The sequence below is a fragment of the Lachnoclostridium sp. Marseille-P6806 genome, assembly GCF_964238185.1.
Classification (GTDB): Bacteria; Bacillota; Clostridia; order Lachnospirales; family Lachnospiraceae; genus Brotaphodocola.
The window spans coordinates 332,617-358,387 of record NZ_CAXSLG010000002.1 but is presented as its reverse complement, the minus strand read 5'-3'; the positions used below and the strand labels follow the sequence as shown (position 1 = coordinate 358,387).

General features: G+C 48.2%; 21 protein-coding genes. 18 read left to right on the top strand and 3 right to left on the bottom strand.

Annotated features, from left to right (window positions below; genetic code table 11):
- From ruvB to ACESON_RS03610, 14 genes are all read left to right on the top strand, one after another.
- Positions 1-999 carry a Holliday junction branch migration DNA helicase RuvB gene (ruvB, locus tag ACESON_RS03675; protein ID WP_177993948.1) on the top strand — a complete coding sequence of 333 codons (999 nt, stop codon included), beginning with the start codon at positions 1-3 and terminating at the stop codon, positions 997-999.
- 163 nt (positions 1,000-1,162) lie between these two features.
- Positions 1,163-1,576 (top strand): cell division protein ZapA, encoded by a 414-nt coding sequence (locus tag ACESON_RS03670; RefSeq protein WP_177960169.1) that lies wholly within the window; start codon positions 1,163-1,165, stop codon positions 1,574-1,576.
- 133 nt (positions 1,577-1,709) lie between these two features.
- Positions 1,710-3,986 (top strand): DUF3656 domain-containing protein, encoded by a 2,277-nt coding sequence (locus tag ACESON_RS03665; RefSeq protein WP_373108619.1) that lies wholly within the window; start codon positions 1,710-1,712, stop codon positions 3,984-3,986.
- 7 nt (positions 3,987-3,993) lie between these two features.
- Positions 3,994-5,310, top strand: coding sequence for an FtsW/RodA/SpoVE family cell cycle protein (locus tag ACESON_RS03660; protein ID WP_373108567.1), 1,317 nt, complete (start codon positions 3,994-3,996; stop codon positions 5,308-5,310).
- Positions 5,303-6,730 carry a peptidoglycan D,D-transpeptidase FtsI family protein gene (locus ACESON_RS03655; RefSeq protein ID WP_373108566.1) on the top strand — a complete coding sequence of 476 codons (1,428 nt, stop codon included), beginning with the start codon at positions 5,303-5,305 and terminating at the stop codon, positions 6,728-6,730. The genes ACESON_RS03660 and ACESON_RS03655 overlap by 8 nt, the downstream gene beginning before the upstream one ends.
- Before the next feature lie 105 nt (positions 6,731-6,835).
- Entirely contained in the window at positions 6,836-7,612 is a 777-nt protein-coding gene (locus ACESON_RS03650; RefSeq protein ID WP_177960174.1) for an FAD binding domain-containing protein, read from the top strand.
- Between the two features lie 13 nt (positions 7,613-7,625).
- On the top strand, positions 7,626-8,090 hold the full coding sequence (locus tag ACESON_RS03645) for a 2Fe-2S iron-sulfur cluster-binding protein (RefSeq protein WP_177960183.1): 465 nt from the start codon (positions 7,626-7,628) through the stop codon (positions 8,088-8,090).
- Position 8,091: 1 nt separating this feature from the next.
- Positions 8,092-10,395: a xanthine dehydrogenase family protein molybdopterin-binding subunit gene (locus tag ACESON_RS03640; RefSeq protein WP_373108565.1), complete on the top strand. Its 2,304-nt coding sequence runs from the start codon at positions 8,092-8,094 to the stop codon at positions 10,393-10,395.
- A gap of 167 nt (positions 10,396-10,562) precedes the next feature.
- On the top strand, positions 10,563-11,015 hold the full coding sequence (locus tag ACESON_RS03635) for an NUDIX domain-containing protein (RefSeq protein WP_177960179.1): 453 nt from the start codon (positions 10,563-10,565) through the stop codon (positions 11,013-11,015).
- 93 nt (positions 11,016-11,108) lie between these two features.
- Positions 11,109-12,875: an ABC-ATPase domain-containing protein gene (locus ACESON_RS03630; protein WP_373108564.1), complete on the top strand. Its 1,767-nt coding sequence runs from the start codon at positions 11,109-11,111 to the stop codon at positions 12,873-12,875.
- A gap of 84 nt (positions 12,876-12,959) precedes the next feature.
- Positions 12,960-14,525, top strand: coding sequence for a carboxypeptidase M32 (locus ACESON_RS03625; RefSeq protein ID WP_373108563.1), 1,566 nt, complete (start codon positions 12,960-12,962; stop codon positions 14,523-14,525).
- 41 nt (positions 14,526-14,566) lie between these two features.
- Positions 14,567-16,306 carry a S8 family peptidase gene (locus ACESON_RS03620; protein ID WP_373108562.1) on the top strand — a complete coding sequence of 580 codons (1,740 nt, stop codon included), beginning with the start codon at positions 14,567-14,569 and terminating at the stop codon, positions 16,304-16,306.
- Between the two features lie 87 nt (positions 16,307-16,393).
- The gene (locus ACESON_RS03615) at positions 16,394-17,737 is read left to right on the top strand and encodes an MATE family efflux transporter (protein ID WP_373108561.1); all 1,344 of its coding nucleotides are present in this window, start codon (positions 16,394-16,396) and stop codon (positions 17,735-17,737) included.
- Positions 17,734-18,765, top strand: a complete 1,032-nt coding sequence (locus tag ACESON_RS03610; RefSeq protein ID WP_373108560.1) for an NUDIX domain-containing protein — start codon at positions 17,734-17,736, stop codon at positions 18,763-18,765. Before ACESON_RS03615 ends, ACESON_RS03610 begins: the two co-directional genes overlap by 4 nt.
- Here the strand turns inward: ACESON_RS03610 and ACESON_RS03605 are convergent.
- Positions 18,762-19,610: a YihY/virulence factor BrkB family protein gene (locus tag ACESON_RS03605; RefSeq protein WP_373108618.1), complete on the bottom strand. Its 849-nt coding sequence runs from the start codon at positions 19,608-19,610 to the stop codon at positions 18,762-18,764. The two genes, ACESON_RS03610 and ACESON_RS03605, sit on opposite strands and share 4 nt — an antisense overlap.
- A gap of 294 nt (positions 19,611-19,904) precedes the next feature.
- Between ACESON_RS03605 and ACESON_RS03600 the strand changes: the two genes are divergently transcribed.
- Positions 19,905-21,692: an ABC transporter ATP-binding protein gene (locus tag ACESON_RS03600; protein WP_373108558.1), complete on the top strand. Its 1,788-nt coding sequence runs from the start codon at positions 19,905-19,907 to the stop codon at positions 21,690-21,692.
- A gap of 1 nt (position 21,693) precedes the next feature.
- Entirely contained in the window at positions 21,694-23,448 is a 1,755-nt protein-coding gene (locus ACESON_RS03595; protein WP_177960082.1) for an ABC transporter transmembrane domain-containing protein, read from the top strand.
- Positions 23,449-23,492: 44 nt separating this feature from the next.
- Here ACESON_RS03595 and ACESON_RS03590 read toward each other — a convergent pair whose 3' ends face one another.
- Together ACESON_RS03590 and ACESON_RS03585 are read right to left on the bottom strand one after the other, a co-directional pair.
- A complete protein-coding gene (locus tag ACESON_RS03590; protein WP_177960083.1) occupies positions 23,493-23,930 on the bottom strand; it encodes a DUF6773 family protein in 438 nt (145 codons plus the stop codon).
- A gap of 2 nt (positions 23,931-23,932) precedes the next feature.
- Positions 23,933-24,127 carry a helix-turn-helix domain-containing protein gene (locus tag ACESON_RS03585; protein WP_177960084.1) on the bottom strand — a complete coding sequence of 65 codons (195 nt, stop codon included), beginning with the start codon at positions 24,125-24,127 and terminating at the stop codon, positions 23,933-23,935.
- Between the two features lie 224 nt (positions 24,128-24,351).
- Between ACESON_RS03585 and nrdG the strand changes: the two genes are divergently transcribed.
- Both nrdG and ACESON_RS03575 read left to right on the top strand, forming a co-directional pair.
- Complete coding sequence (nrdG, locus tag ACESON_RS03580; RefSeq protein WP_177960085.1) at positions 24,352-24,879, top strand: anaerobic ribonucleoside-triphosphate reductase activating protein; 528 nt, start codon at positions 24,352-24,354, stop codon at positions 24,877-24,879.
- Between the two features lie 266 nt (positions 24,880-25,145).
- A partial coding sequence (locus tag ACESON_RS03575) for an FMN-binding protein (RefSeq protein WP_373108554.1) occupies positions 25,146-25,771 on the top strand: 626 nt, incomplete at its 3' end.

The window sequence follows — 25,771 nt, the reverse complement described above, 5'->3', positions numbered from 1 at the left end:
ATGGAGCGGAGAATCATAACAACAGAGATTACCGAAGAAGACAAATATATAGAACCCAGTCTCCGTCCGCAGCTGCTGGACGAATATATCGGGCAGGAAAGGATCAAAAGCAATCTGAAGGTGTATATGCAGGCTGCAAAGGCCAGAGGAGAGTCTCTGGATCATGTGCTGTTTTATGGTCCGCCGGGACTGGGGAAAACCACCCTGTCCGGAATTATTGCCAATGAGATGGGCGTTCATATGAAGGTGACATCGGGACCGGCTATTGAAAAGCCGGGGGAGATGGCGGCGATTCTCAATAATCTGCAGGAGGGAGATGTTCTCTTTGTAGATGAGATTCACAGGCTGAACCGTCAGGTGGAAGAGGTGCTTTATCCGGCGATGGAGGATTTCGCTATTGATATTATGCTGGGCAAGGAGTCCTCAGCCCGTTCGATCCGTCTGGATCTGCCCCATTTTACCTTGGTAGGAGCTACAACCAGAGCGGGACTTCTCACAGCGCCTTTGCGGGATCGGTTTGGGGTGATTCAGAAAATGGAGTTTTACCGGCCGGAGGAACTGCAGATTATTGTAGAGCGGTCAGCCGGTGTTCTTGGTGTGGAGATAGAGCCGGAGGGTGCAGCGGAAATTGCACGGCGCTCCAGAGGAACCCCTCGTCTTGCCAACCGTCTGCTGAAACGTGTTCGGGATTTCGCCCAGGTGAAATATGACGGGGTCATTACGAAGCAGGTGGCTGATTTCGCCCTGGATATCCTGGATGTGGATAAGCTGGGCCTGGATAACAATGACAGAAATATTCTGATGATGATGATTGAAAAGTTTGGCGGGGGTCCGGTAGGTCTGGATACTCTGGCAGCGGCCCTGGGAGAGGATGCGGGAACTCTGGAGGATGTGTATGAGCCGTATCTTTTGATGAACGGATTTTTGAACCGGACGCCAAGAGGACGGGTGGCGACAGAGAGTGCATACCGCCATCTGGGAATTCCCTTTGGAGAGTGACGAAAAACAGGCTGTGGAGTTTTGAAAATTCATTAGAAAAGTTGCTTGTTGATTCTATGAGGATATGGTACACTGTTACTGTATGCCTGTATTCCGGAAGGAAAACGGGCCACAGAAGCGATGACAGGTGGAATAAGGAACAAAAGAATCGGGAGCCGAGAATATGAGTCAGAAAAATTATGCGGAAGTTTTGATAGATGGTGTGGTATATACGCTGGGCGGCACAGAAGATGAGGCCTATCTACGGAGAGTTGCAGCATATTTAAATGAAAAAATAGGCACAATTAAGAAGCAGAGAGGTTTTTCCAGGCAGAATGCGGATTATCAGAACCTGATGATTCATCTGAATATTGCAGATGATTATTTTAAGGAGCAGGAGCGGGCAGATATGCTCAGCGGCCAGAAGGCGCTGCTGGAAAAAGAGGCCTACAGCCTGAAGCATGAATTGATTACCATGCAGATGCGGATGGAGGCTATGGAGAAGGAAATGCAGGAGGAGAAAGCAAGGGCAGAGGAACTGGTGCGAAAAGCGTCGGAAACAGCTTCTGACGCAGATAGTAACAGACACAGAAAATAAAACAGCAGGTGAAAGCTTCAGGGGGTGCTCTTTTTTCATAAGGGTCATCCTCTGCTTTATGTTATAACTGTTCAGGAGGAATCGTGTGAAATTACCAGTAGAAATCCTGGCTCCGGCCGGGTCCGTGGAAAGCATGAAGGCAGCGGTAAATGCCGGGGCTGATGCAGTATATATGGGAGGAAGCCGGTTTGGAGCCCGGGCGTATGCGGAGAATCCAGAGGGAGATCAGTTTTTAGAGGCTCTTGATTATGCCCACCTTCATGGCTGCAGCCTGTATATGACGGTCAATACATTAGTAAAGGAAGAGGAGCTGGGACAGCTGTATGATTTTCTTATGCCCTGCTATGAACGGGGGCTGGATGCAGTGATTGTTCAGGATATGGGGGTTTTTTCGTTTATCCGAAAACATTTTCCGGACCTTCCAATTCATGCCAGCACTCAGATGACGGTTACAGGATGGCGAAGCGCCGCTATGTTGAAGGAGCTGGGAGCCAGCCGGGTGGTAACGGCAAGAGAGCTTTCTCTGGCAGAGATTGCTCAGATCAGGGATCATGTGGATATTGAGATTGAGAGCTTTGTTCACGGCGCTCTCTGTTACTGCTATTCCGGCCAGTGTCTGTTAAGCAGCCTGATTGGCGGACGAAGCGGAAACAGGGGACGATGCGCCCAGCCCTGCAGGCTTCCCTATGATGCGCCGGGACAGGCCCTGTCCTTTAGGACAGGCTCAGAGCGGGGAACAGGAAGGAAGAATAGAGAGAACGGCGGAGAAAAGACTGGGGGAAAGAACAGAGAAAAGAGGCAGCAGGAGAAGGATAACCGCTATCTGATGAGCTTAAAGGATCTGTGTACGCTGGATATTCTTCCTGATATTATTGAGGCAGGTGTCTATTCCCTGAAGATTGAAGGGAGAATGAAAAGTCCCCGGTATACGGCTGGTGTGGTCAGTGTGTACCGCAAGTATGTAGATCAGTATTTGGCCAGGGGACGGGAGGGCTATCGGATATCCGATGAGGATCGGAAAATGCTTCTGGATCTTTTCGATCGGGGCGGACAGACGGAAGGATACTACCGGCAGCACAATGGCAGGGATATGATTGCACTGAAGGAAAAGCCGGCGTTCCGACAGGGCAATCAGCAGCTATTTGATCGTCTGGATGCGGAATATGTTCACAGTGGAAAGCAGGAGCCGATTCGGGGCCATGTAACAGCCAGAGAAGGGCAGCCAGTGACTTTGTATTTGGAAAAAGCTCCTGTGTCTGTGACGGTTTCCGGAGAGGTGGTTCAAACAGCTCAGAATCAGCCGATGACAGAAGAAAAGCTGTTAAAACAGATTCAGAAAACGGGAGGCTCGCCCTTTTACTTTGAAGAGCTGACCGGTCAGGCAGAGGGCTCCTGCTTCCTTCCGGTACAGGCATTAAATGGACTTCGCAGAGCCGGATTGGAGCAGCTGGAGGAGGCAATCCTTTCTCCCTACCGGAGAAAGGCAGAGTCGGAGGGTGAAAACGAAGAAGGAGTCACTGAACGGCCAGTTTCTGCGGCAGCAAAGGAAGAACAGGAGCGAAGCTTTGTAAAGTCAGGAAAAAGTCCAGAATTTTTGGTATCTCTGGAATCGCCAGAGGGACTGTCTGTAGCAGCAGCGCACCCGGAGGTGGACGGTATTTATCTGGACAGCACAGGCTTTGGACCGGAGTTGTGGAAACAGGCAGTAGAGCAATGCCACCAAGCAGGCAAGTTTTGCGGACTGATTTTCCCTCAGATTTTCCGTCAGGAGGCAGAAGAATTTTTTATGGCTGCTGCAAAGGAATTGAGAGAGGCCGGTTTTGATGTTCTGGTAATCCGTTCTATGGAGGAGCCCCGCTTTTTAAGAGAGCTGGGACTGGGGCAGATTCCTCTTGTGTTTGATTCCAATCTATATGCCATGAATCATCAGGCGGCAGCGCAGATGATCCATATGGGCGCAGGAAGGCTGACCTTCCCTCTGGAGCTAAACAGCAGAGAGCTGGAACAGCTGAAGGAGGCATCAGAGGGCATTGGCTGGGAGATGACCATTTATGGTCACTATCCGGCTATGGTTTCTGCCCAGTGCGTGGTGCGTACTACAAAGGGGTGTACGAAAAAGCCAGAGCTGCTTTTGATTCGTGACAGAGTAGGAAAAGAGCTTCCAGTGAAAAATCACTGTCAGTTCTGCTACAATACCATTTACAATCCCAGTCCATTGAGTCTTCTGGGACAGGAAGATGCAGTGCTCAGGCTGCAGCCGGAGGGATTGAGGCTGGTATTTACTACGGAGACTCCGGCTCAGATTCAGGAGGTTATGGATGCGTTTGCGGATCACTTCCGGTATGGAAAGGATACGCCATCGCCAATAAAGGATTTCACAAGAGGCCATTTCAGACGAGGCGTGGAATAGGAGATTTATGGTTAATGTAATAATTGAGGTGTCAAAATATCTTCTGATTATTTTGATGGCGCTTTACACCTACTGGAATTTCCGGTATTTTCGATATCAGGAGGTCTGGCAGCAGAACCGGGTATGCGCAAAGCAGAATGCTGTGATGTTTCTGATGCATTTGCTGGCTTATGCTGTTTTGTATCTGAAGTCTGAGGATGAGAGAGTGGTTCTGTTTTACCTGGCTCAGATGGTATTTTTTGCTGCCTATATGGGACTTTCCCGGTATTTTTACCGTAATCTGTCCAGGATCCTGATGAACAATATGTGCATTCTTCTGATGATCGGGCTGATGATTCTGACCAGGCTTTCCTTTGATAAGGCAGTCAGACAGTTTTTGATTGTGGCTGTGGCGGCTCTGATTACCTGGATCATTCCCTTTGTGATGGATCGGGCCTGGCAGCTGGCAGAGATTCCCTGGTTTTACGGAATCGGCGGTCTGGCAGTTCTGGCCCTGGTGTGGGTTGTGGGAAATAACAGCTTTGGGGCCCAGCTGTCCATTACTGTTGCAGGGATTTCTTTTCAGCCATCGGAATTTGTAAAAATTACCTTTGTATTTTTTGCAGCCGCTATGTTTTACAGGTCTGTGGATTTTAGAACTGTGGCTGCAGTGACAGCGGTGGCAGCCGGTCATGTGCTGGTTTTGGTTCTGTCAAAGGATCTGGGAAGCGCTCTGATTTTTTTCCTGACCTACCTGACCATGCTGTTTGTGGCAACAGGGAAATGGCTTTATCTGGGAGCCGGGCTGGGCTGTGGCTGCGGGGCGTCTGTTCTGGCCTATTATCTCTTTGCCCATGTGAGAACCCGGGTGGCAGCCTGGCGGGATCCCTGGGCGGATATTGACAACCGGGGATATCAGATTACGCAGTCTCTGTTTGCTATAGGAACAGGAGGCTGGTTCGGAATGGGGCTTTATCAGGGGATGCCCTACAAAATTCCTGTGGTGGAAAAGGATTTTGTATTTGCGGCAGTATCAGAGGAGCTGGGCGGCATTTTTGCTATCTGCATTCTGCTCATTTGTCTGGGCTGCTTTCTTCAGTTTATGATGATTGCAGGAAGAATGCAGGCTCTGTTTTATAAGCTGATTGCCTTTGGATTGGGAATGGTTTATGGAATCCAGGTTTTCCTGACTGTGGGAGGTGTGACAAAATTCATTCCCTCTACAGGCGTGACCCTTCCCTTTGTCAGCTACGGAGGAAGCTCTATCCTCAGCACCTTTATGGTGTTTGGAGTGCTTCAGGGACTGTACATTCTGAAAAAGAATGATGAGGAGGACTATGAATAAACAGACGCCTAATCCCGGGGAGAATAAACATATTCTGCTGATTACCTATGCGGTGGTGGGAATGTTTGTATGCCTGATGGGATATTTTGGTTATTTTCTGCAGGTGCAGAGCGAGACAGTAATTAATAATTCTTATAATGCCCGCCTGGACAGCTTTTCGGATCGGATTATCCGGGGAAAGATTTTAAGCAATGACGGAAGAGTGCTGGCAGAAACTGCAGTACAGGAGGACGGTTCAGAGGTGAGAACCTATCCCTATCAGGATTTGTTTGCCCATGCAGTGGGATATTCAGATCATGGAAAGGCGGGACTGGAGGCTCTGGCTAATTTTTATCTTCTGTCCTCTCATATGAATCTGGCAGAGCAGACGCTGAATCAGCTGGCAGATCGAAAGAATCTGGGAGATAATGTAATTACAACCCTGGATGTGGATCTGCAGCAGGCAGCACAGGCAGCTCTGGGAGATCGAAAAGGGGCTGTCGTGGCTCTGGAACCGGATACAGGGAAAATCCTCGCCATGGTTTCCAGACCGGGATTTGATCCGAACACCCTGGGACAGGAATGGGAAACGCTGATTTCCGGCGACAATACCCAGGCCCAGCTGTTAAACCGGGTATCTCAGGGGGTATATCCGCCAGGCTCTACTTTCAAAATTGTGACGGCTCTGGAATATATACGGGAGCATCCCAATACCTGGCAGGAATTTTCCTTTGACTGTGACGGTTCCTATGAGCATGGGGATTACACGATTTCCTGTTATCATGGCAACGCCCACGGCCATCAGAATTTGCCTCAGGCCTTTGCAAATTCCTGCAATGGAGCCTTTGCCAGCCTTGGACTGGAGCTGAATCTGGAGCAGATGCAGAATCTGGCGGAGTGTCTTTTGTTTAATGGACAACTGCCCGTATCCATTGCCTACAGCAAAAGCTCCTATGCCATGGGAACAGGGGCTTCAGACTGGGAACGGCTTCAGACTGCCATCGGGCAGGGAAATACCCAGATGACTCCTCTTCACAATGCGCTTCTTACGGCATCCATTGCCAATGGAGGTGTGCTGATGAAGCCCTATCTGATTGACCGGGTGGAAACATCAGAGGGAGAAGAAGTGAAAAAGTTTCTTCCTGCTACGTATGGAGAACTGATGAGTGCATCGGAGGCAGATGCTTTGTCTGGAATGATGCGCCAGGTGGTAACAGAAGGAACGGGTTCCGCTGTCCGTACAGACGCTTATGCAGTGGCAGGAAAAACAGGCTCTGCAGAGTTTGAAAAGGGAAAGGAAAGCCATGCCTGGTTTACAGGCTTTGCCCCGGCAGAGGATCCGAAGCTGGTAGTGACTGTTCTTGTAGAGGAGGGCGGATCCGGAGGACGGGAGGCTGCGCCGATCGCAAGAGCCTTATTTGATTTGTATTTTTCAAAATAGCTGCAATTGTTTCACGGGAAGCAAGCTTGACATGGATTTTTCTGCCAGTGCTCCCGTTGTCCTGAATAGTTACAAAAAATAATGAAAAAAGAAAGGGGATATCCTGTGTTTCGAGCAAACGAATATGTAAAGGCAGAAAGCCTGGAGGAAGCCTATCAGCTGAACCAGAAAAAGAGCAATGTGCTTCTGGGCGGTATGATGTGGCTGAAAATGGGAAGTAATTACAAGTCAGCAGCCATTGACCTATCTGGTCTGGGACTTGACTACATTGAAGAAGATGAAGAGGAATTCCGCATTGGCTGTATGTGCAGCCTGAGAAGTCTGGAGCTTCATGAGGGGCTGAACCGGTATTTTGGCGGAATTTTCCGGGAGTGTACCAAAGGTATCGTAGGTGTGCAGTTTCGAAATGGGGCTACGGTAGGCGGAAGCGTGTTCGGGAGATATGGTTTTTCCGACATTCTTACCTGCATGATGATGCTGGATGTCCAGGTGGAGCTTTACCAGAGAGGAAGAATTTCTTTGGAGGAATTTGCAAAGCTGCCTTACGATCGTGATATTCTGGTTCAGGTGATTCTGAAAAAGGATGGAAGAAGAGCGGCTTATGCCTCTTCCCGCCGTTCTAAAACGGATTTTCCTATCATTGCCTGCGGCGTGGCAAAAAAAGGAGACAGCTGGTATGTATCTGTAGGCGCAAGACCTGCAAGGGCTGCCCTGTGTGTGCTCCCTGCTGGGAATGCAGCAGTGAAAGATCTGGCAGAGAAGGCCGCTGAGGCATTTTCTTACGGGGACAATATGAGAGCTGGAGGAGAATACAGAAAACATCTGGCGCAGGTTTCTATCCGGCGTCTGATGGATCAGATATCCAGGGAGGAAGAAAAATAAAATGCGGAGTAATATGGAAATACAGTTTATTTTAAATGGAAAGATGCAGACAGCAGTGATTGCGGCGGACACCCTGCTTTTGGATCTGCTGAGAAGTCTGGGATGCTACAGTGTGAAACGGGGCTGCGAAACCTCTAACTGCGGTCTTTGCACCGTATGGATGAATCAGAAGCCGGTTCTTTCCTGTTCTGTTCTGGCTGCAAGGGCAGACGGCTGTGAAATTACAACTCTGGAGGGCCTTCAGAAGGAGGCGGAAGAAATTGGGCGTTTCCTTGCAGAGGAGGGAGCGGATCAGTGCGGCTTTTGCAGCCCGGGATTGATTATGAATCTGCTGGCAATGGAACGGGAGCTGGTAAGTCCTGATATGGATGAGGTTCGGGAATATCTTTCCGGAAACCTTTGCCGGTGTACCGGTTACGAAGGACAGATGCGGGCAATTGAAAAATATCTGAACCGGAATAAGGAGGGCAGAAGCTGAGATGGAGAAAAAGAAAACCTATGTAGGCCAGTCAGTTGTAAAGCGGGACGCTATGGCTTTGATGACAGGAAAGCCAGTGTATACCGATGACATCGCTCCGAAGGATTGTCTTATTGTCAAGGTTTTGAGAAGCCCCCATGCCCATGCATGGATTGAAGAGATTGATAAGACGCGGGCGTTGTCTGTTCCGGGAATTGAGACTATTTTAACCTGGGAGGATTCTCCCCAGAAGCGGTTTACTATGGCTGGACAGACTTATCCGGAGCCCAGTCCTTACGATCGCCTGATTCTGGATCGAAGAATGCGTTTTGTGGGAGATGTGGCTGCTATTGTGGCAGGAACCTCAGAAGAGGCTGTGGATCGGGCGCTGAAGGCAATTAAGGTGAACTATCAGGTTCTGGAGCCGGTTCTGGATATGCGGACAGCCAAGGACAACCCGGTTCTGGTGCATCCAGAGGAGAACTGGGAAAGTCTGTGCCCTGTAGGGGCTGACAATCAGCGCAATCTCTGCGCATCAGGAGATGACATTCACGGAGATGTAGAGGGGATTCTGGCTTCCTGCGCTCATGTGATTTCAAAGACTTATCATGTCAAGCCGAACCAGCAGGCCATGATGGAAACCTTCCGCACCTTTACATCTATGGATGCCTATGGACGGTTGAACGTAACCTCCTCTACTCAGGTGCCCTTCCATGTGCGGCGGATAGTGGCTCATGCCTTGGATATTCCCAAGTCCCGGATCCGGGTGATAAAGCCCCGAATCGGCGGCGGCTTTGGGGCCAAGCAGACGGTGGTTTCAGAGGTATACCCGGCTCTGGTGACCTGGGTGACAGGCAAACCGGCTAAGATGGTTTTCAGCCGGTATGAATCTCAGATCGCCTCTTCTCCCCGCCATGAGATGGAAGTAACAGTTCGCCTGGGAGCTGATGAAAATGGTGTATTTCAGGCGATCGATTTATATACCCTGTCAAATACAGGCGCTTATGGAGAACACGGTCCGACAACAGTAGGTCTGTCAGGCCATAAATCAATTCCCCTTTATTCTACTCCAAAAGCCTTTCGCTTCCACTACGATGTGGTTTATACCAATACGATGTCTGCAGGGGCATACCGGGGCTATGGAGCGACTCAGGGAATCTTTGCCCTAGAATCGGCAGTCAATGAGCTGGCAGCGGAATTACATATGGATCCGGTTGCTCTTCGGGAAAAAAATATGGTTCATGAAGGGGATGTGATGCCTGCCTATTACGGTGAGACGGCCAACAGCTGTACTCTGGATCGGTGTATGAAGCGAGCCAAAGAGCTGATGAAATGGGATGAAAAATATCCCTGTCGTGTAATGGACAACGGAAAAGTCCGTTCTGTCGGAGTGGCCATGGCCATGCAGGGCTCTTCCATTTCCAACTGTGATGTGGCTGGAATTACCTTAAAGCTGAATGATGATGGCTTTTACAGCATGATGATTGGAGCGGCCGATATGGGAACCGGCTGTGATACGACTTTGGCACAGATTGCAGCAGATTGTCTGGAATGCGATTTGGATAATATTGTGGTTCACGGTGTGGACACGGATGTTTCTCCCTATGATTCTGGCTCTTATGCCTCCAGTACAGCATACCTGACCGGTATGGCAGCGGTAAAAGCCTGCGAGGCCATGAGGGAAAAGATTATGGAAAAGGGTGCGGAGTATCTGGAACGGTCTGTAGATGAAGTGGACTTTGACGGCAGCCAGGTATTTAGCAGAGACGGCAGCAGTGCCATTCGTTTAAAAGATATTGGAAACAGAGTGATGTGCAACAATGGAAAGGCCCTTGAGGTGACAACGTCTCATTCTTCTCCGGTTTCTCCGCCGCCCTTTATGGTAGGTATGGCAGAAATTGAGATGGACATGGAAACCTATGAATACGAGTTGATTGATTTTGTGGCAGTGGTTGACTGCGGAACTCCGATTAATCCCAATCTGGTGCGTGTTCAGACGGAAGGCGGACTGGGACAGGGCATCGGCATGGCGATGTTTGAGGATGTGACCCGCTCTCAGAAGGGCCGTGTATTTGAAAATTCCTTTATGCAGTATAAGCTGCCGACCCGTATGGATGTGGGACACCTTCAGGTGGAATTTGAAAGCAGTTACGAGCCGACAGGTCCTTTTGGCGTTAAGTCCATTGGAGAGGTGGTAATCAATACGCCTTCTCCGGCGATTGCAGGGGCTGTGGCTAATGCATCCGGCGTATGGATTCGGGAGCTTCCTATTACGGCAGAGAAGATTTTTACAGAAATGAAGGAAAAAAAGAAAGCAGTTAATTAAAAAAATAAAACAGAGGATTCGGAAACTGGGAAGAAACAGAATAAGTTATAGACAACTCAGGGAAACTTCATCTTGCATCTTCTATCAAATGGAGTTATACTAAAAACAGTCTGTGCGACACACCACCGTGGTGCTGATCCAGCACTGCGCGACCAGGAGGGATTGCAATGATAGAAGCAACGAGCTGTGGAGGTGTGGTTATATTTCGCGGCAAGATTCTGGTTCTCTACAAGAATTACAAGAACAAGTATGAGGGCTGGGTTCTGCCAAAGGGAACTGTAGAAGCAGGAGAAGAGTACAAGGAGACGGCTCTTCGGGAAGTAAAAGAAGAAACCGGCGTCAGTGCTTCCATTATCAAGTATATCGGGAAGAGCTCCTATTCCTTTAATACACCGCAGGATATGGTGGAAAAGGATGTTCACTGGTATTTGATGATGGCTGACAGCTATTACAGTAAACCACAACGGGAAGAGCATTTTGTAGATTCCGGCTATTACAAGTTTTATGAGGCTTACCATCTGCTGAAGTTTTCCAACGAAAAGCAGATTCTGGAAAAGGCTTATAATGAATACCTGGATTTGAAGAAGGCGAACCTCTGGGGCAACAAAAAATATTTCTAGATTTTACATGAGACAATGGGGAACGGTCTGAGAATTTCAGGCCGTTTTTCTAATGTCTTTATTATTTTGTGTATAAAAAGAGGAGGATTATTGATGAAATCATCGAACGAACTGCGCACACTGCTGCGCTCCATTGACCGGAAAAGCTATCCGGCTTATAAAGCTTTGTCAGGGGCTTATCAGTTTGGCGCTTATGTGCTTGTAATTGATCATGTACAGGGGGATCCCTTTGCCTCCCCTTCCAGTGTTCATATAGAGGTGTCTCTGAAACAGGCAGGATTTCCGGAGGCCTATTATCAGGAGGCCTGCAGCCGTATTGCGCTGGAGGATTTCCTTACCAGAAGGTTTGGAAGTCAGGTGGAAGCCTACAATTTTAAAGCTGGAGGTTCTGGAAAAAGCGGGCTGTTGTCTACCGCCAGATGTGGGCAGGAGGTTTTGGAGAGAAGCGCCTGTCAGATTGGCGCAGGAAAGATTACTGCCAGATTTCATATTGGATTTCCGGCATTCGGAAGAACTATAGATGCAGGCGGACTGGAAAAAATACTTTTTGAGTATCTTCCTGCATGTGTGGAAAACAGTTTTTTTTACAGGAAGCTGGATAAGAAAAAGACAGAGGAGGCAGTATATCTGGCGGAGGATCAGAAAGCAGTGCGCGATTACTTAAAGAAGGAGGGGCTGGTGGCTTTTGTAGCGAATGGTGCCATTCTTCCAAGAAAAAGCGGAGTTTCTGATCTTCCCATGAGAGACTGCGTTCCCTTTGTTTCCCCGTCTTCTATGGAGAAAACCATTACCCTTCCCCACAGGGGGCAGATGAGCGGAATGGCAGTTCCAAAGGGAATCACTCTGATTGTAGGAGGCGGTTATCATGGAAAATCTACGCTTCTGTCGGCGCTTCAGATGGGAGTTTATAACCACATTGCAGGAGACGGCCGGGAATTTGTGATTACGGAGGAGACAGCAGTGAAGCTGCGGGCAGAGGAGGGACGGGCAATCCGGAATGCTGATATTTCCCTTTTTATTAATGATCTGCCCAATAAAAAGAATACCTCTTCTTTTTCTACGGAGGATGCCAGCGGAAGTACCTCGCAGGCCGCCGGTGTCGTGGAGGGGATAGAAGCAGGAACGAAGCTCTTTCTCATTGACGAGGATACCTCTGCAACAAATTTTATGGTGCGGGATGATTTTATGCAGGAAGTGATCCAGAGAGAAAAAGAACCCATTACCCCGTTTCTGGAACGGGCCGGGGATTTGTATGAAAAGGCCGGGATTTCTACGATTCTGGTAGCTGGAAGCTCTGGAGCCTTTTTCTATATTGCTCATAAAATTCTACAGATGGACAGTTACCGTCCAGTGGATATTACGGAACGGGTAAAAATGCTGTGTCGGGAATACAAAGCTCCGCGGATTCAGGCGCCGGGATTTTTTCTTCCGGAATTTCAGACGCCTTTGGTTTTTCATAATACAGAAAAAAATAACCGGGACAGAGGATTTTCCCAAAGAGGTAATGCAAGGGGCGGAAAGTATGGCCGCGGAGGCCAGGAAAACGGCTCTGTACGAGAGCGAAAGAAAATAAAGACCTTGGGAAAGGATATGTTTTCGATTGATCGGGAAACGGTGGATCTCCGATATGCAGAACAGCTGGCAGACGGGGAGCAGACAGCGGCCCTTGCCTATCTGCTGCGATTTGCCTTAGAGCAGGGCACGGAGGGCAAAAAAACAATGCGTCAAACCGTAGAGCTTTTGTGGAAAACGCTGGAAACCAGGGGATGGGAGCCATTTTGCAGCTCTTATGTACCCTGCGGTCTTGCAAAGCCGAGGAAACAGGAGATTTTTGCCTGCTTAAACCGCTATCGGGGATAAAAAAGAAGGATTCCGGTAAAATAAAACAGAATCAACAGAAAAGAAGGAGAAATCGAGGCAGAGCATATGAGTGGGGAAAACAGAATGAAGAAAGATCAGAAAGAAAAAGGAAGAGCTTCTGGCAGTGCATGGGATCGCCTGGTACCATATCTGGAAAAAGCTATGGCATATCAGACAGCGCTGACACTGTTTGAGTGGGATAATGAAACGTTGGCTCCGGAACAGGCTGGAGCCTATACGGCCCGGGTACAGGGAATTTTAGCTGCTTCCTATCAGGAGGTAATGACAGCGCCGGAATTAAAGGAGCTGCTTTTGGAATGTGATCAGGAATTAGGGAATAAGGAAAAACTGGAAAAGCAGGCTATCCTTCGAGAAATCAGAGAAGAGGCAGAGCAGCTGGAGTGTATTCCGCCGAAGGAGTATCGCGCCTACCAGGAGCTGGTGGCAGAGTCTGCCAGGATTTGGGCCAGAGCCAGAGAAGAGAAGGATTTCCAGGCATTTGCGCCTACTCTGAAAAAAATCATATTTTGGCAGAAAACCTTTGCCGGATATCGGGCGAAGGCGGGGCAGAAGCTATATGATGTAATGCTGGATTCCTATGAAAAAGGCTTTGGAATGAAAGAACTGGACGAGTTTTTCGGACTGCTGAAGAAGGAGCTGGTTCCATTGCTTCATCAGGTTATGGAAAGTCCGATACGGATCTCCGATGAATTTCTGACGGGGGATTATCCTGAGGACCGGCAGAGAGAGCTGGCAGAATACCTGGCAGAGTATGTAGGCTTTGACTTTAGAAAAGGCGTTCTGTCAGAAAGTGCCCATCCCTTTACGACCAGCCTTCACAATCATGATGTGAGGATTACCACCCACTACAAAAACAGCCTGGACAGCTCGCTGTTTTCTGTTATTCATGAGTCTGGACATGCCATTTATGAAATGGGAATCGGGGATCAGCTGACCCAGACTCCGGCAGGTCAGGGGGCATCTATGGGGATGCATGAATCTCAGTCGAGGTTTTTTGAAAATATCCTGGGACGCAGCGAGTCCTTTTGGGTTCCTGTTTACGGAAAAGTAAAGGAATTGTTTGGAGAGCAGCTAAAGGGGATTGGGCGGGAGCAGTTTGTCCGGGCCATCAACCGGGTTCATCCGGGACTAATCCGGACAGAGGCCGATGAACTGACTTACAGTCTTCATGTGCTGGTGCGGTATGAACTGGAAAAGGCTCTGATTGAGGAAGATCTTCCAGTAGAACAGCTTCCCCGGCTGTGGGCAGACAAATATGAAGAATATTTGGGGATTCGGCCGGAAAATGACGGAGAAGGAGTTCTTCAGGATATTCACTGGGCGCAGGGGTCCTTTGGATATTTTCCTTCCTATGCTCTGGGAAGTGCTTTTGGAGCGCAGATGCTTGCTTCCATGAAAAAGAAGATGAATATAAACCAGATGCTGGAGGAAGGGAATCTTGGGGAAATTCGAGAGTATTTAAAACTCCATGTACATCGGTTTGGAAAGGTGAAAACCAGCCGCCAGATTCTGCTGGATATGACAGGAGAGGATTTCCGGCCGCAGTATTATGTGGATTATCTGAAAGAAAAATACGGAAGACTGTACCAGCTGTCTTTAGATGGAACAAAGAACGGATTCAGGGAATAGACTGAATTACAACAGGAAGCTGGAAGGCGGAATCAGGCGTTATGGAAGACCAGAAGCTGGAAAATCTTTTGAACCTTGCCCTGTCTGTGCCAGAGGATATGCGGGCCCGATCACAGGAACTGGAAATCGGCTATCATAAGGAGGATCAAACCTGGGAGCTGATTGTAAAATATTCCGGAAGTCTGGAGCCTTTGCGGGAGATGGGGATTCTGACTGAGGAAATGCATAATGAGTATGCTGTTTTAACAGTACCGGAAGGCATGATTGAGACGGTCAGCCGTCTGCCGCAGATAGAATATGTGGAAAAGCCAAAACGTCTGTTTTTTTCTATGAATCAGGCAAAGGGAGCTGCCTGCATTAATGCAGTACAGGAGGCTCCTTGGCGTCTGACCGGGCGGGGAGTGCTTGTGGCGGTTCTGGATTCCGGAATTGATTATTATCACGAGGCATTCCGGGATGGTTCGGGAAAAACAAGACTTGCTGCCTTGTGGGATCAGAATCTGAACCAGGTATTTTCCAGAGAGGAGATTGATCAGGCGATTCAGGAGGGAAGCAGGGAAAAGGCGCGGCGTCTGGTTCCCTCTTTTGATGCCAGCGGCCACGGAACGGCTGTGGCAGGAATTGCAGCCGGAAGCGGACTGGGAGATCCGGGCCGGGCGTATCGGGGAGTCGCAAATGAAAGCGAGCTTTTGATTGTTAAGTTGGAAAATCCGAAAAATGAGGGCTTTCCCAGAACAACGGAATTGATGCGGGCTGTAAATTTTGCTGTGACCCAGGCAGTAGACAGAAAAATGCCTCTGGTGATTAATATCAGCTTTGGAAATACATATGGTTCCCATGAGGGAAACAGTCTTCTGGAAACTTATCTGGATGATATCAGCAATTACGGAAAAACTGCGATTATTGTAGGAAGTGGAAATGAGGGAGCATCAGCAGGTCATACCTCCGGTATATTTTTGCCAGATCCGGGAAGAAAGACGAGGCTTCGGATGGATTCCAGACAGAATGCAGAGCTTTCCGTAGCGCCTTATGAATCAGGCGTGAATATTCAGCTGTGGAAAAACTATTGGGATGAAATGGAAATCAGCCTGCTGACTCCTTCCGGGGAGGAAATCGGTCCTCTTTTACAGCAGCTTGGGCCTTCCAGGTTCCGCTATAGGAACATGGAAGTTTTGGTGTATTACGGAGAACCCAGCCCCTACAGCCAGGCTCAGGAAATCTATTTTGATTTTGTTCCAGATGCCGGAACTTATGTGGAAAGTGGGATTTGGACATTTCGCCTGACTCCCGGAAGAATTATTACGGGGGAGTATGATTTCTGGCTCCCTTCTTCAGGAATTTTAAATCCATCTACCCGTTTTCTGCGGCCGACTCCAGACACAACTCTGACTATTCCCTCTGCTGCAGCCAGCGTTATCACAGTGGGCGCCTATGACAGTGCTTCCAATTCCTATGCAGACTTTTCAGGACGAGGATTTACCAGAAGAACCAACCAGGTGAAGCCTGATATTGCTGCCCCGGGAGTGGGGATTATGACTGCGGCGGCGGGAGGAGGATATGAGCCGGTTACAGGAACCTCCTTTGCGGCTCCATTTGTATCTGGGAGCGCTGCCCTTATGATGCAGTGGGGAATTGTTGACGGGAGAGATCCCTTTCTCTATGGGGAAAAGATTAAGGCCTATCTGCGCCAGGGAGCCAGAAAGCTGCCGGGAATGGGGGAGTATCCCAATCCACAGGTGGGATATGGGGCGCTGTGTGTGAGAGACAGTCTGCCTCAGTAAAAATAAAATTCTTTGCCGGCATTGCTCTTTTCCTCTTTTTTCGATAAAATAAGATTTGCAGAATTACAAAAAAGGAATACACAACAAATGAAACAGGATCTTACTCAGGGGTCGATTACCAGAACGCTTCTCTGGTTCGCCTTACCTATGACTGTGGGAAATCTCCTGCAGCAGCTTTATAATATTGCAGATACACTGATTATCGGACAGTTTGTAGGAGCTAATGCCCTGGCGGCAGTAGGCTCCTCCTACACACTGATGACCTTTCTTACTTCGATCTTGCTTGGACTTTCCATGGGAAGCGGCGTGGCGGTGTCTATTGCCTTTGGGCAGAAGGATTGGGACAGACTGAAACGGGGAGTTTTTCTTTCATTTTCCGGTATTGGACTGGCAGCAGTGGCTTTAAGCAGTCTGGCTTTTTTGGGAATTGATGAAATCATGAGGCTTTTGCAGGTTCCAGAAGAGATCTACGAGCTAATGCGCAGATATCTGCTGGTAATTTTTACAGGAATCGGAGGTACATTTTTATATAATTATCTTGCCTGCCTTCTGCGGGCTATCGGAAATTCGGTGACACCTCTGATTTTTCTTGGAATATCTGCGGTGCTGAATGTGGTGCTGGATCTGCTGTTTGTTCTGTCGGCAGGCTGGGGTGTCGCAGGAGCAGCTTTTGCGACAGTGATTGCTCAGTGGCTGTCTGGAATCGGTCTTCTTTTGTATACAGTCAGGAAAGCGCCGGAGCTTCTTCCAGGACGCTGCCATATGAAATGGAATAGAGAAGAGGCGACGGGGATTTTCCGGCTGTCGATGATTACCAGTGTCCAGCAGTCCATTATGAATTTTGGAATTCTGATGGTGCAGGGGCGGGTCAACAGCTTTGGCCCGGCAGTTATGGCAGCTTTTGCGGCAGCTGTCAAGATCGATTCTTTTGCCTATATGCCGGTTCAGGATTTCGGCAATGCCTTTTCTACGTTTATTGCACAGAATTATGGAGCGGGAAAGGAAAAGCGCATTCGTCAGGGGATTCTCAGTGCAGTCAAGACTTCTATGGTCTTTGGTGCGGCAGTTAGTGTGGTTATCTGGATTTTTGCAGAACCGCTGATGCGGATTTTTGTAAATGGACAGGAGCGGGAAATTCTGGCTATTGGAGTGCAGTATCTGCGGATTGAAGGCGCCTTTTACTGTCTGATTGGATTGCTGTTTTTGCTGTATGGATTTTTCCGGGCGATTGAGAAGCCGGGGATGTCTGTGGTACTGACGGTTATTTCGCTGGGACTTCGGGTTGTGCTGGCCTACAGCCTTTCTGCGATTCCGTCTCTGGGGGTAAAAGGAATCTGGGTATCCATTCCCGTTGGATGGCTGATTGCAGATGTGGCGGGAGTAATTCCCATGGTACGCTTTTATCGAAAAATGGAGGTAGAGGAAGGATGACAGCTTTCAGTACATTATGTTATATTGAGCGGGACGGAAGTTATCTGATGCTTCACCGCACAGTGAAGAAAAATGATGTGAATAAGGATAAATGGATTGGAGTTGGAGGTCACTTTGAGGCAGAAGAAAGTCCTGAGGAATGTCTGCTTAGAGAGGTATATGAAGAGACAGGATACCATTTGACTGCCTGGAAATTTCGGGGACTTGTCACATTTGTTTCAGGAGATGGAGTCACAGAGTATATGTCATTGTTTACGGCAGATGAATTTACCGGAGAGCCGGTTGCATGTGACGAAGGAGAGCTGGAATGGGTTGATAAGCAGGAGGTCTTAAAGCTGAATATCTGGGAGGGGGATAAGATTTTCTTCCGTCTTCTGGAGGAGCAGCAGGAGTTTTTCTCTCTCAAACTGGTTTATGACGGAACCGATCGTCTGGTAGAAGCTGCGCTGAATGGAAGGCCTTTGGAGCTGTTTGATATCCGCGATGAAAATGGACAGCCGACAGGGATTGTCAGGGAAAGGGGCGTAGCCCACCGGGATGGCAGCCGTCATGGAACGGTTCATATCTGGATTGTGCGGGAGAATGAAAAGAGCGGGTTTGATCTTCTTTTGCAGAAGCGGAGCGCAAATAAGGATTCTCATCCGGGCTGTTACGATATTTCTTCAGCAGGTCATGTGGCGGCAGGAGATGATTATCTGCCCTCAGCTGTGCGGGAACTTTCGGAGGAGCTGGGGGTTTTGGCAGAGCCGGAGGAATTGGAATTTCTTGGCTTCCATGAGGAATACAGGGAAAATATCTTTTACGGAAAGCCCTTTAGAAACCGGGAAATCAGCGCTGTTTATGTATACAGAAAATCAGTGAAGGCAGAAGAACTTTCGCTTCAGCGGGAAGAGGTAGAGTCTGTGTGCTGGATGGATTTTTTAGAGTGTCTGGAGGCTGTAAAAGCTGGAACCATACCAACTTGTCTGCATGAGGAGGAACTCAGACAGCTGGGGCAGTATCTGGAAATTGACCTGGATCAGGGCTAATCGCGCTGATCCAGGTCTCTGGGATTTAAGAATCCCTGTTCCTCCAGATAGCAGTTGATTTCTGCGCCGATAAAAAGAATGCAGATGCAGAAATACAGCCACAGCATCAGAAGTACAATCGCAGTCAGACTTCCATACATATAGGAAAAATTGCTGAAATTTGTAAAATAAAGAGAAAACAAATAGGAATACAGCAGCCATCCAATGGCTGTGAAGACGGCCCCGGGAATCTGATTCCAGGGGTTTTGTTTTTTCTTTGGAAGGATCGTGTAAAGTCCCACGAAGGTGAACAAAAACAGCACTGCTGCTAACAGGCTGCGGAAGCTGATGAGATGTCTGGTAATGGTTTTCAGCAGAGGAAACATTCGGATAAAGGTGTTTTGAATCGCGTTGCCGAAGACAAGAAGAACCAGGGAAACAATACATACCACCATGAAAATTAACGTATAAAAAGAGCAGACTAAACGTCGGAGAATGTAGTTGCGCTTTTCTAAGGTGCCATAAATCCGATTCATTCCCCGCTCCATGCTCATCATTCCCCGTGCAGCAGACCAGAGGGCCGTAAGTGCGGTTACAGACAGAATGGTTGCCGGAGATTTTACATAGAGATCATCTACAATGCCCATAACCAGAGCGTCCAGCATATCTGGCATAAGCCGAATCAAAATAGCCAGCAGATCCGATTTGCTGACCGCAGGAATAAACTGGATCAGACTCAGGAGAAGCATAATAAACGGAAAGAAAGAGAGGACAATAAAAAAGGATGCCTGAGCCGCATAAACGGTAATTTCATCCTCTACGTACTTGTTCCATATTTTTCTACAGTTTTTGATAAATGCAATCATCATCGCTCCTGACTGCACCGGAAAAGTCTGTTCCGGAATGCAAACGCTTCTTTAAATTTATAAATAGTATCCTATCATGAGAGGAGAAAAATAGCAAGGAAACCTTGCGGCTGTTTCTTCAAAATGTTATAATCTGACATAGCAGTTCGGGACGCCGAATTTTTCAGTCAGGATGGAAGGCAGGGCGTTCGGAATATGGTAACGGGCAGGCGTTTCTGACCTCTTACAGCGATTGGGAATGGCTGAGCTGTTACGGAATATTGGCTGATGATATGCAAAATACGGAGGCGGAAAATGAAGGGATTGCTGAAATATTTAAAGGATTATAAGGTGGAAAGCGTACTGGGACCGCTGTTTAAGATGCTGGAAGCCAGCTTTGAGCTGTTTGTTCCCCTGGTAGTAGCCAGTATGATTGATATAGGAATCAGGAATCAGGATACGGGGTATATTTTGAAAATGGCCGGAGTTCTGGTGCTTTTGGCTGCCATCGGACTTGCCTGCTCCCTGACGGCTCAGTTTTTTGCAGCAAAGGCGGCGGTAGGATTTTCTACTGCGCTGAGAAATGCGCTGTTTGCCCATATTAACAGCCTTTCTTATCATGAACAGGATAAAATAGGAACGGCGACTCTGATTACAAGAATGACCAGCGATGTTAATCAGGTACAGTCAGGACTGAATCTGACCCTGCGTCTTCTGCTTCGCTCCCCCTTTATTGTATTTGGCGCCATGGTGATGGCATTTACGGTAGATACAAAGGCGGCTATGGTCTTTACCGTGGCGATTCCTGCATTGAGTGTGGTAGTATTTGGCATTATGGCAGTCAGTATGCCCCTGTATAAAAAGGTGCAGAGGCAGCTGGATCAGGTGACGCGGTCTGCCAGGGAGAATTTGACCGGTGTGCGGGTTATCCGGGCCTTCAGCCGTCAGAAAAACGAGATGGAGCATTTTGAAGCGTCCAATGATCAGCTGGTAAAGGTTCAGGTGTTTGTAGGAAAAATTTCTGCGCTGATGAATCCGGTTACTTATGTGATCATCAATCTGGCAATTGTAGCAGTAGTCTGGATTTCCGGAAAGCAGGTTGATGCTGGAAGAATTACCCAGGGAGAAACGGTTGCTCTGGTTAATTACATGTCTCAGATTCTGGTGGAACTGATTAAAATGGCAAATCTGATTGTGTCAATTTCCAAGGCGCTGGCATGTGCCAACCGAATCAGCCGTGTATTTGAGGAAAAAACTTCTATTGAAGATCCGGTTTCCTTTGCTCATAAGGAAGATGTCGGTGCCAGCTCTGAAACAGGCAGCGGTCTTCAGAAAAATACCTCCGAGATTGGGGAGAAGAGGAGTAAGATCTGTTTTTCTCATGTAAGCTTCGCCTATAATGGTTCGAAGGAGGATTCTCTGACAGATATCAGCTTCCAGGCAGAGAAAGGACAGACGATTGGAATTATCGGCGGAACCGGTTCAGGAAAGACTACCCTGGTAAATCTGATTCCCAGATTTTACGATGTCCGGGAGGGAAGCATTCTGTTAGATGGAAGAGATGTCCGCACCTGGCCGCTTCGCGAGCTGAGAGAAAAGTTTGGTGTGGTTCCTCAGAAGGCAGTCCTGTTTAAGGGCAGTCTGCGGGAAAATATGAAATGGGGAAAAGCAGATGCCTCTGACGAAGAAATTTATCAGGCGCTTGCCATAGCTCAGGCCCGGGATTTTGTGGAGGCCAAGGGAAAGGGGCTGAAGCTTTTTATAGAGCAGGGAGGAAAGAATCTTTCCGGCGGCCAGCGGCAGCGGCTGACAATCGCCAGGGCTTTGGTGCGCAAGCCGGAGATTCTGATTATGGATGACAGTGCTTCTGCTCTTGATTTTGCTACTGATGCAAGACTGAGAAAGGCCATTCGGGAAGAAACCAGGGACATGACGGTATTTCTCGTATCCCAGAGAGTAGCTACTGTACGCGGAGCAGATCAGATTATCGTTCTGGACGATGGAAAAATAGCGGGGATGGGAACTCACAGACAGCTTCTGGATGGCTGTCAGATTTACCGGGAAATCTGTCAATCTCAGCTTTCTGAGAAGGAGGTGCAGTAGAATGCCAAAATTACAGTTTGCAAAGCATAAATCAACCATTCGACGGATTCTTAATTATATTGGCGTTTATAAATGGCTGGTTCTTTTGTCCGTGATTCTGGCGGCAGTCACTGTGGCTCTGACTCTGTATGCGCCGATCCTGGTAGGAGAGGGCGTAGACTTAATCCTGGGACCGGGCAATGTGGATTTTCAGGGACTGCTGGCTGTTCTGAAAAAAATTGCGGTTGTTGTAGCTCTGACGGCGCTGACTCAGTGGCTGATGAATCATATGAACAACCAGATTACCTACCATGTGGTTCAGGATATCCGGGTCAAGGCTTTTCAGCATATTCAGGAGCTTCCTTTAAAATACCTGGACAGCCATCCTTATGGCGATATTATCAGCCGTCTGATTGCGGATATTGATCAGTTTTCAGAAGGACTTTTAATGGGCTTTACCCAGCTATTTACCGGGGTGCTGACGATTATCGGAACTCTGGGCTTTATGCTGGCAGTCAATCCAGTGATTACTGCGGTTGTAGTTCTGGTTACTCCGTTGTCTTTGTTTGTTGCGGCCTTTATTGCCAGGAAAACCTTTTCCATGTTTCAGCTTCAGTCCCAGACAAGAGGAGAATTGACTACTCTGGTAGACGAAATGATTGGCAATGAAAAGGTGGTTCAGGCCTTTGGATATGAGAAGGAGGCGCAGGCACGGTTTGAGGAAATCAACGAACGTCTCCGGGGCTACAGCCTGCGGGCGATTTTCTTTTCTTCTATTACCAATCCGGCTACCCGCTTTGTAAACAGCATGGTATACGCCAGTGTGGGAGCCGCAGGAGCCTTTGCGGCAATCCGTGGATTTTTGTCAGTTGGCCAGCTTTCTATTTTCCTCAGCTATGCCAATCAGTATACCAAGCCGTTTAATGAGATTTCCGGTGTGGTAACAGAGCTGCAGAATGCTCTGGCCTGTGCGGCCCGGGTATTTGCTCTGATGGACGAGCCGCCCTTTGAACCGGAGGACGAAGATGCGGTGGAATTAAAACAGGCAGACGGAAGCGTAGCTTTGGAAAATGTCAGCTTTTCTTATCAGCCGGAGGTTCCACTGATTGAGGACTTGAATCTGGATGTAAAGCCGGGGCAGAGAATTGCCCTGGTGGGGCCTACGGGGTGTGGAAAAACTACGATTATCAATCTTCTGATGCGTTTTTATGATGTGCAGAAGGGGGCAATCCGGGTATCCGGGACAGATATCCGTCACATGACCAGAGAAAGCCTGAGGGAAAGTTATGGAATGGTGCTGCAGGAAACCTGGCTGAAATCGGGAACAATCCGGGAAAACATTGCCTATGGAAGACCAGATGCCTCGGAGGAGGAGATTATCCAGGCGGCAAAGGATGCCCATGCTCACAGCTTTATCAGAAGAATGCCTCAGGGCTATGATACTGTTCTGTCAGAGGATGGGGGGAATCTTTCCCAGGGACAGAGACAGCTTTTGTGTATTGCCCGCGTGATGCTCTGCAATCCGGCGATGCTGATTCTGGACGAGGCTACTTCTTCTATTGATACCCGTACAGAAATCCGGATTCAGAAGGCATTTGCAGCTATGATGGAAGGAAGAACCAGTTTCATTGTGGCACACCGTCTTTCTACCATTCAGGAAGCGGATGTTATCCTGGTTATGAAGGATGGGCATATTATAGAGCAGGGAACCCATGAGTCGCTGCTGGCGAGACATGGGTTCTATGCAGAGCTTTACAATAGTCAATTTGAAGGATAAAGAAAAAGAAAGACAGGCAGAAAAAACGGATACTTCGTATTGTGTTAATCATCATACCGGGAGTCCAGTTTTTTCTGCCGTTTTTCTTCCATTTTTCTGTAGGCTGACTGAGCCAGAAGAAAGGATACAAGAAAAGAAACGGCAAATCCAGCCAGAGAAAGAAAATCGGTCTCTGCATTTTGAGAGTGCCGGACAGCGGCAAATACAAAAAGACCGGTCAGGAGGCCGACAGCAAGACCAGTACGGCGGCGAAGCCGGGAAGTCTCCTGAAAAAGCGGCGCCTGGGTGACACCAAGCATTCTGGTGCGGACAGCCATATAAACTGGCGATCCGATCAAAATGAGAAACTCCAACAAGCAGTCTTTCATTGATTGATGAAAAAGTATGAATTTGCTCAACATGGAAATACAGCAGACAGATAAGGTAATAACAAATAATTCTGCATAAATTCTTCGATAGGTTTCTTTGATTCGTTCATCCATGGCTATTCCTCCCAAAAAAGTTCGTCCAGTGTTTTGCCCAGAGCTCTGCAGATTGCAAGGCAAAGCTTCAGGGATGGATTATAGTCTCCGGCTTCAATCATACCAATAGTCTGCCGAGTGACTCCGGTTGCAGCAGCCAGATCTCCCTGGGACATATCCAGGGCGGCTCTGGCTGCTTTCATCTTCAGATTTTTCATGGAAAATGTAGGGTCCCTCCATTTCTTTTGACAGCAGATCGAGAAAAGGATCGGCTAAGGTATCTTTGTTATGCTTTTATTATAAATTATAAATTGCAAAATGTCAAATATATATTACATTTTGCAAGAAAGAAAATACATTGCTTGCATAGAATTTCTGGTGCTGTTATAATAAAACCAGCAGTAAAACGATATTTGACAGAACAGAGAAAGGAATTGTTTCTATGAATTATGCAACGATAAAGCCCGTAGATATTGCCAATGGACCGGGAGTGAGAGTGTCTTTGTTTGTCAGCGGCTGTACCCACCGGTGCAAAGGCTGTTTTAATGAGGAGGCCTGGGATTTTCAGTTTGGAAAGCCTTTTACAGAAGAAGTTCAGAAGCAGCTGCTGTCCAGCCTGGATCACGATTATATTGAAGGACTGACACTGCTGGGAGGAGAGCCGATGGAGCCCTCCAATCAGGAAAGCCTTCTGCCTTTTATCAAGGCAGTTCGGGAGCATTTGCCTGGGAAAACGATCTGGTGCTTTACTGGCTATGATTTTGAGAAGGACATTCTGGGAAAGATGATGAAAACATCAGCAGTTACCAGAGAACTGATTCCGCTGTTTGATGTGATGGTGGATGGAAAATTTGTGGCGGAGAAAAAGAATCTGAGTCTGAAATTCCGCGGTTCAGAAAATCAGAGAGTGCTGAATGTGAAGAAGTCCCTGGAAGAGGGACGGGGTGTCTGGATGGAGGAATTCCGTTAGGGACCAGGTACTGGTTCAGCCTGCACTTTTTGCCTGCTGTAAGCAGGCAAGAAAATGTATAAATGAGTTATTAGGAATCCAGCGATTCCTGTTTGCTAAAAGATTGACAAATACATAAGATAATGATACGCTGATAGAGATGTCTTAACGAAAACGTAACGTAACGATTCAGGATGGAAGGAAATTTGGTGGAAAAAGCCGAACAAGAAGATGCTCACGTCCTGAACAGTTATAAAGTAACAATAAAAATACAGGGAGGAACATCAATGAACAAAGGAAATATTATTGGATTGGGCGTAATGGCGGCAGCGGCGGCAGCAGTAGTAGCTGTGTCTGGTCCGGCATATGAGGCAATTCAAAGCAGCAGACTGAAGGCGGCGGCCGACGGCGCAGAGATTACAGTGGTAAACGGAGAAGCAGAGGGCTTTGGCGGTCCGGTTCAGGCTGAGGTGACTGTAGCTGGTGATAAAATTATTGCTCTGAGTTTGACGGGAGAGGGAGAGACTCCGGAAATCGGCGGAGCGGCTATGTCTTCTTTGACAGAGGCGATTACTGCAGCCCAGACCCTGGAGGGAGTGGATGCAGTATCTGGAGCAACGATTACCTCAGAAGCAGTATTTTCTGCTGTAAAATCAGCGATGGGGATAGAGACTGTGGAAGCAGAGACTGAGCCGGCTCAGGAAGAGACAGAAACGGAGAAAGCTGAAGAAGCAGAAGAAACCAAAGCAGAAGAAACCAAGGCAGCTGCTGTGGAGGGCGCCTTAACAGGAACAGCCAAGGGCTTTGGAGGAGAGATTCAGGCTCAGGTGGTTGTTGATGAAAGTGGAGTGATTACAGATCTGCTTCTGACGGGAGAGGAAGAGACTCCGGAAATTGGTGGAACCGCTATGGA

What these genes read in the sequence shown, in the direction of transcription:
- ACESON_RS03635 (WP_177960179.1), top strand. Translation starts at nt 10,563, where the DNA reads ATGATAGAAGCAACGAGCTGTGGAGGTGTGGTTATATTTCGCGGCAAG.
- ACESON_RS03620 (WP_373108562.1), top strand. Translation starts at nt 14,567, where the DNA reads ATGGAAGACCAGAAGCTGGAAAATCTTTTGAACCTTGCCCTGTCTGTG.
- ACESON_RS03665 (WP_373108619.1), top strand. Translation starts at nt 1,710, where the DNA reads ATGAAGGCAGCGGTAAATGCCGGGGCTGATGCAGTATATATGGGAGGA.
- ACESON_RS03595 (WP_177960082.1), top strand. Translation starts at nt 21,694, where the DNA reads ATGCCAAAATTACAGTTTGCAAAGCATAAATCAACCATTCGACGGATT.
- ACESON_RS03670 (WP_177960169.1), top strand. Translation starts at nt 1,163, where the DNA reads ATGAGTCAGAAAAATTATGCGGAAGTTTTGATAGATGGTGTGGTATAT.
- ACESON_RS03610 (WP_373108560.1), top strand. Translation starts at nt 17,734, where the DNA reads ATGACAGCTTTCAGTACATTATGTTATATTGAGCGGGACGGAAGTTAT.
- ACESON_RS03655 (WP_373108566.1), top strand. Translation starts at nt 5,303, where the DNA reads ATGAATAAACAGACGCCTAATCCCGGGGAGAATAAACATATTCTGCTG.
- ACESON_RS03590 (WP_177960083.1), bottom strand. Translation starts at nt 23,930, where the DNA reads ATGGATGAACGAATCAAAGAAACCTATCGAAGAATTTATGCAGAATTA.
- ACESON_RS03605 (WP_373108618.1), bottom strand. Translation starts at nt 19,610, where the DNA reads ATGATTGCATTTATCAAAAACTGTAGAAAAATATGGAACAAGTACGTA.
- ACESON_RS03660 (WP_373108567.1), top strand. Translation starts at nt 3,994, where the DNA reads ATGGTTAATGTAATAATTGAGGTGTCAAAATATCTTCTGATTATTTTG.
- ACESON_RS03630 (WP_373108564.1), top strand. Translation starts at nt 11,109, where the DNA reads ATGAAATCATCGAACGAACTGCGCACACTGCTGCGCTCCATTGACCGG.
- ACESON_RS03645 (WP_177960183.1), top strand. Translation starts at nt 7,626, where the DNA reads ATGGAAATACAGTTTATTTTAAATGGAAAGATGCAGACAGCAGTGATT.
- ACESON_RS03585 (WP_177960084.1), bottom strand. Translation starts at nt 24,127, where the DNA reads ATGAAAAATCTGAAGATGAAAGCAGCCAGAGCCGCCCTGGATATGTCC.
- ACESON_RS03600 (WP_373108558.1), top strand. Translation starts at nt 19,905, where the DNA reads ATGAAGGGATTGCTGAAATATTTAAAGGATTATAAGGTGGAAAGCGTA.
- ACESON_RS03615 (WP_373108561.1), top strand. Translation starts at nt 16,394, where the DNA reads ATGAAACAGGATCTTACTCAGGGGTCGATTACCAGAACGCTTCTCTGG.
- ACESON_RS03640 (WP_373108565.1), top strand. Translation starts at nt 8,092, where the DNA reads ATGGAGAAAAAGAAAACCTATGTAGGCCAGTCAGTTGTAAAGCGGGAC.
- ACESON_RS03625 (WP_373108563.1), top strand. Translation starts at nt 12,960, where the DNA reads ATGAAGAAAGATCAGAAAGAAAAAGGAAGAGCTTCTGGCAGTGCATGG.
- ruvB (WP_177993948.1), top strand. Translation starts at nt 1, where the DNA reads ATGGAGCGGAGAATCATAACAACAGAGATTACCGAAGAAGACAAATAT.
- nrdG (WP_177960085.1), top strand. Translation starts at nt 24,352, where the DNA reads ATGAATTATGCAACGATAAAGCCCGTAGATATTGCCAATGGACCGGGA.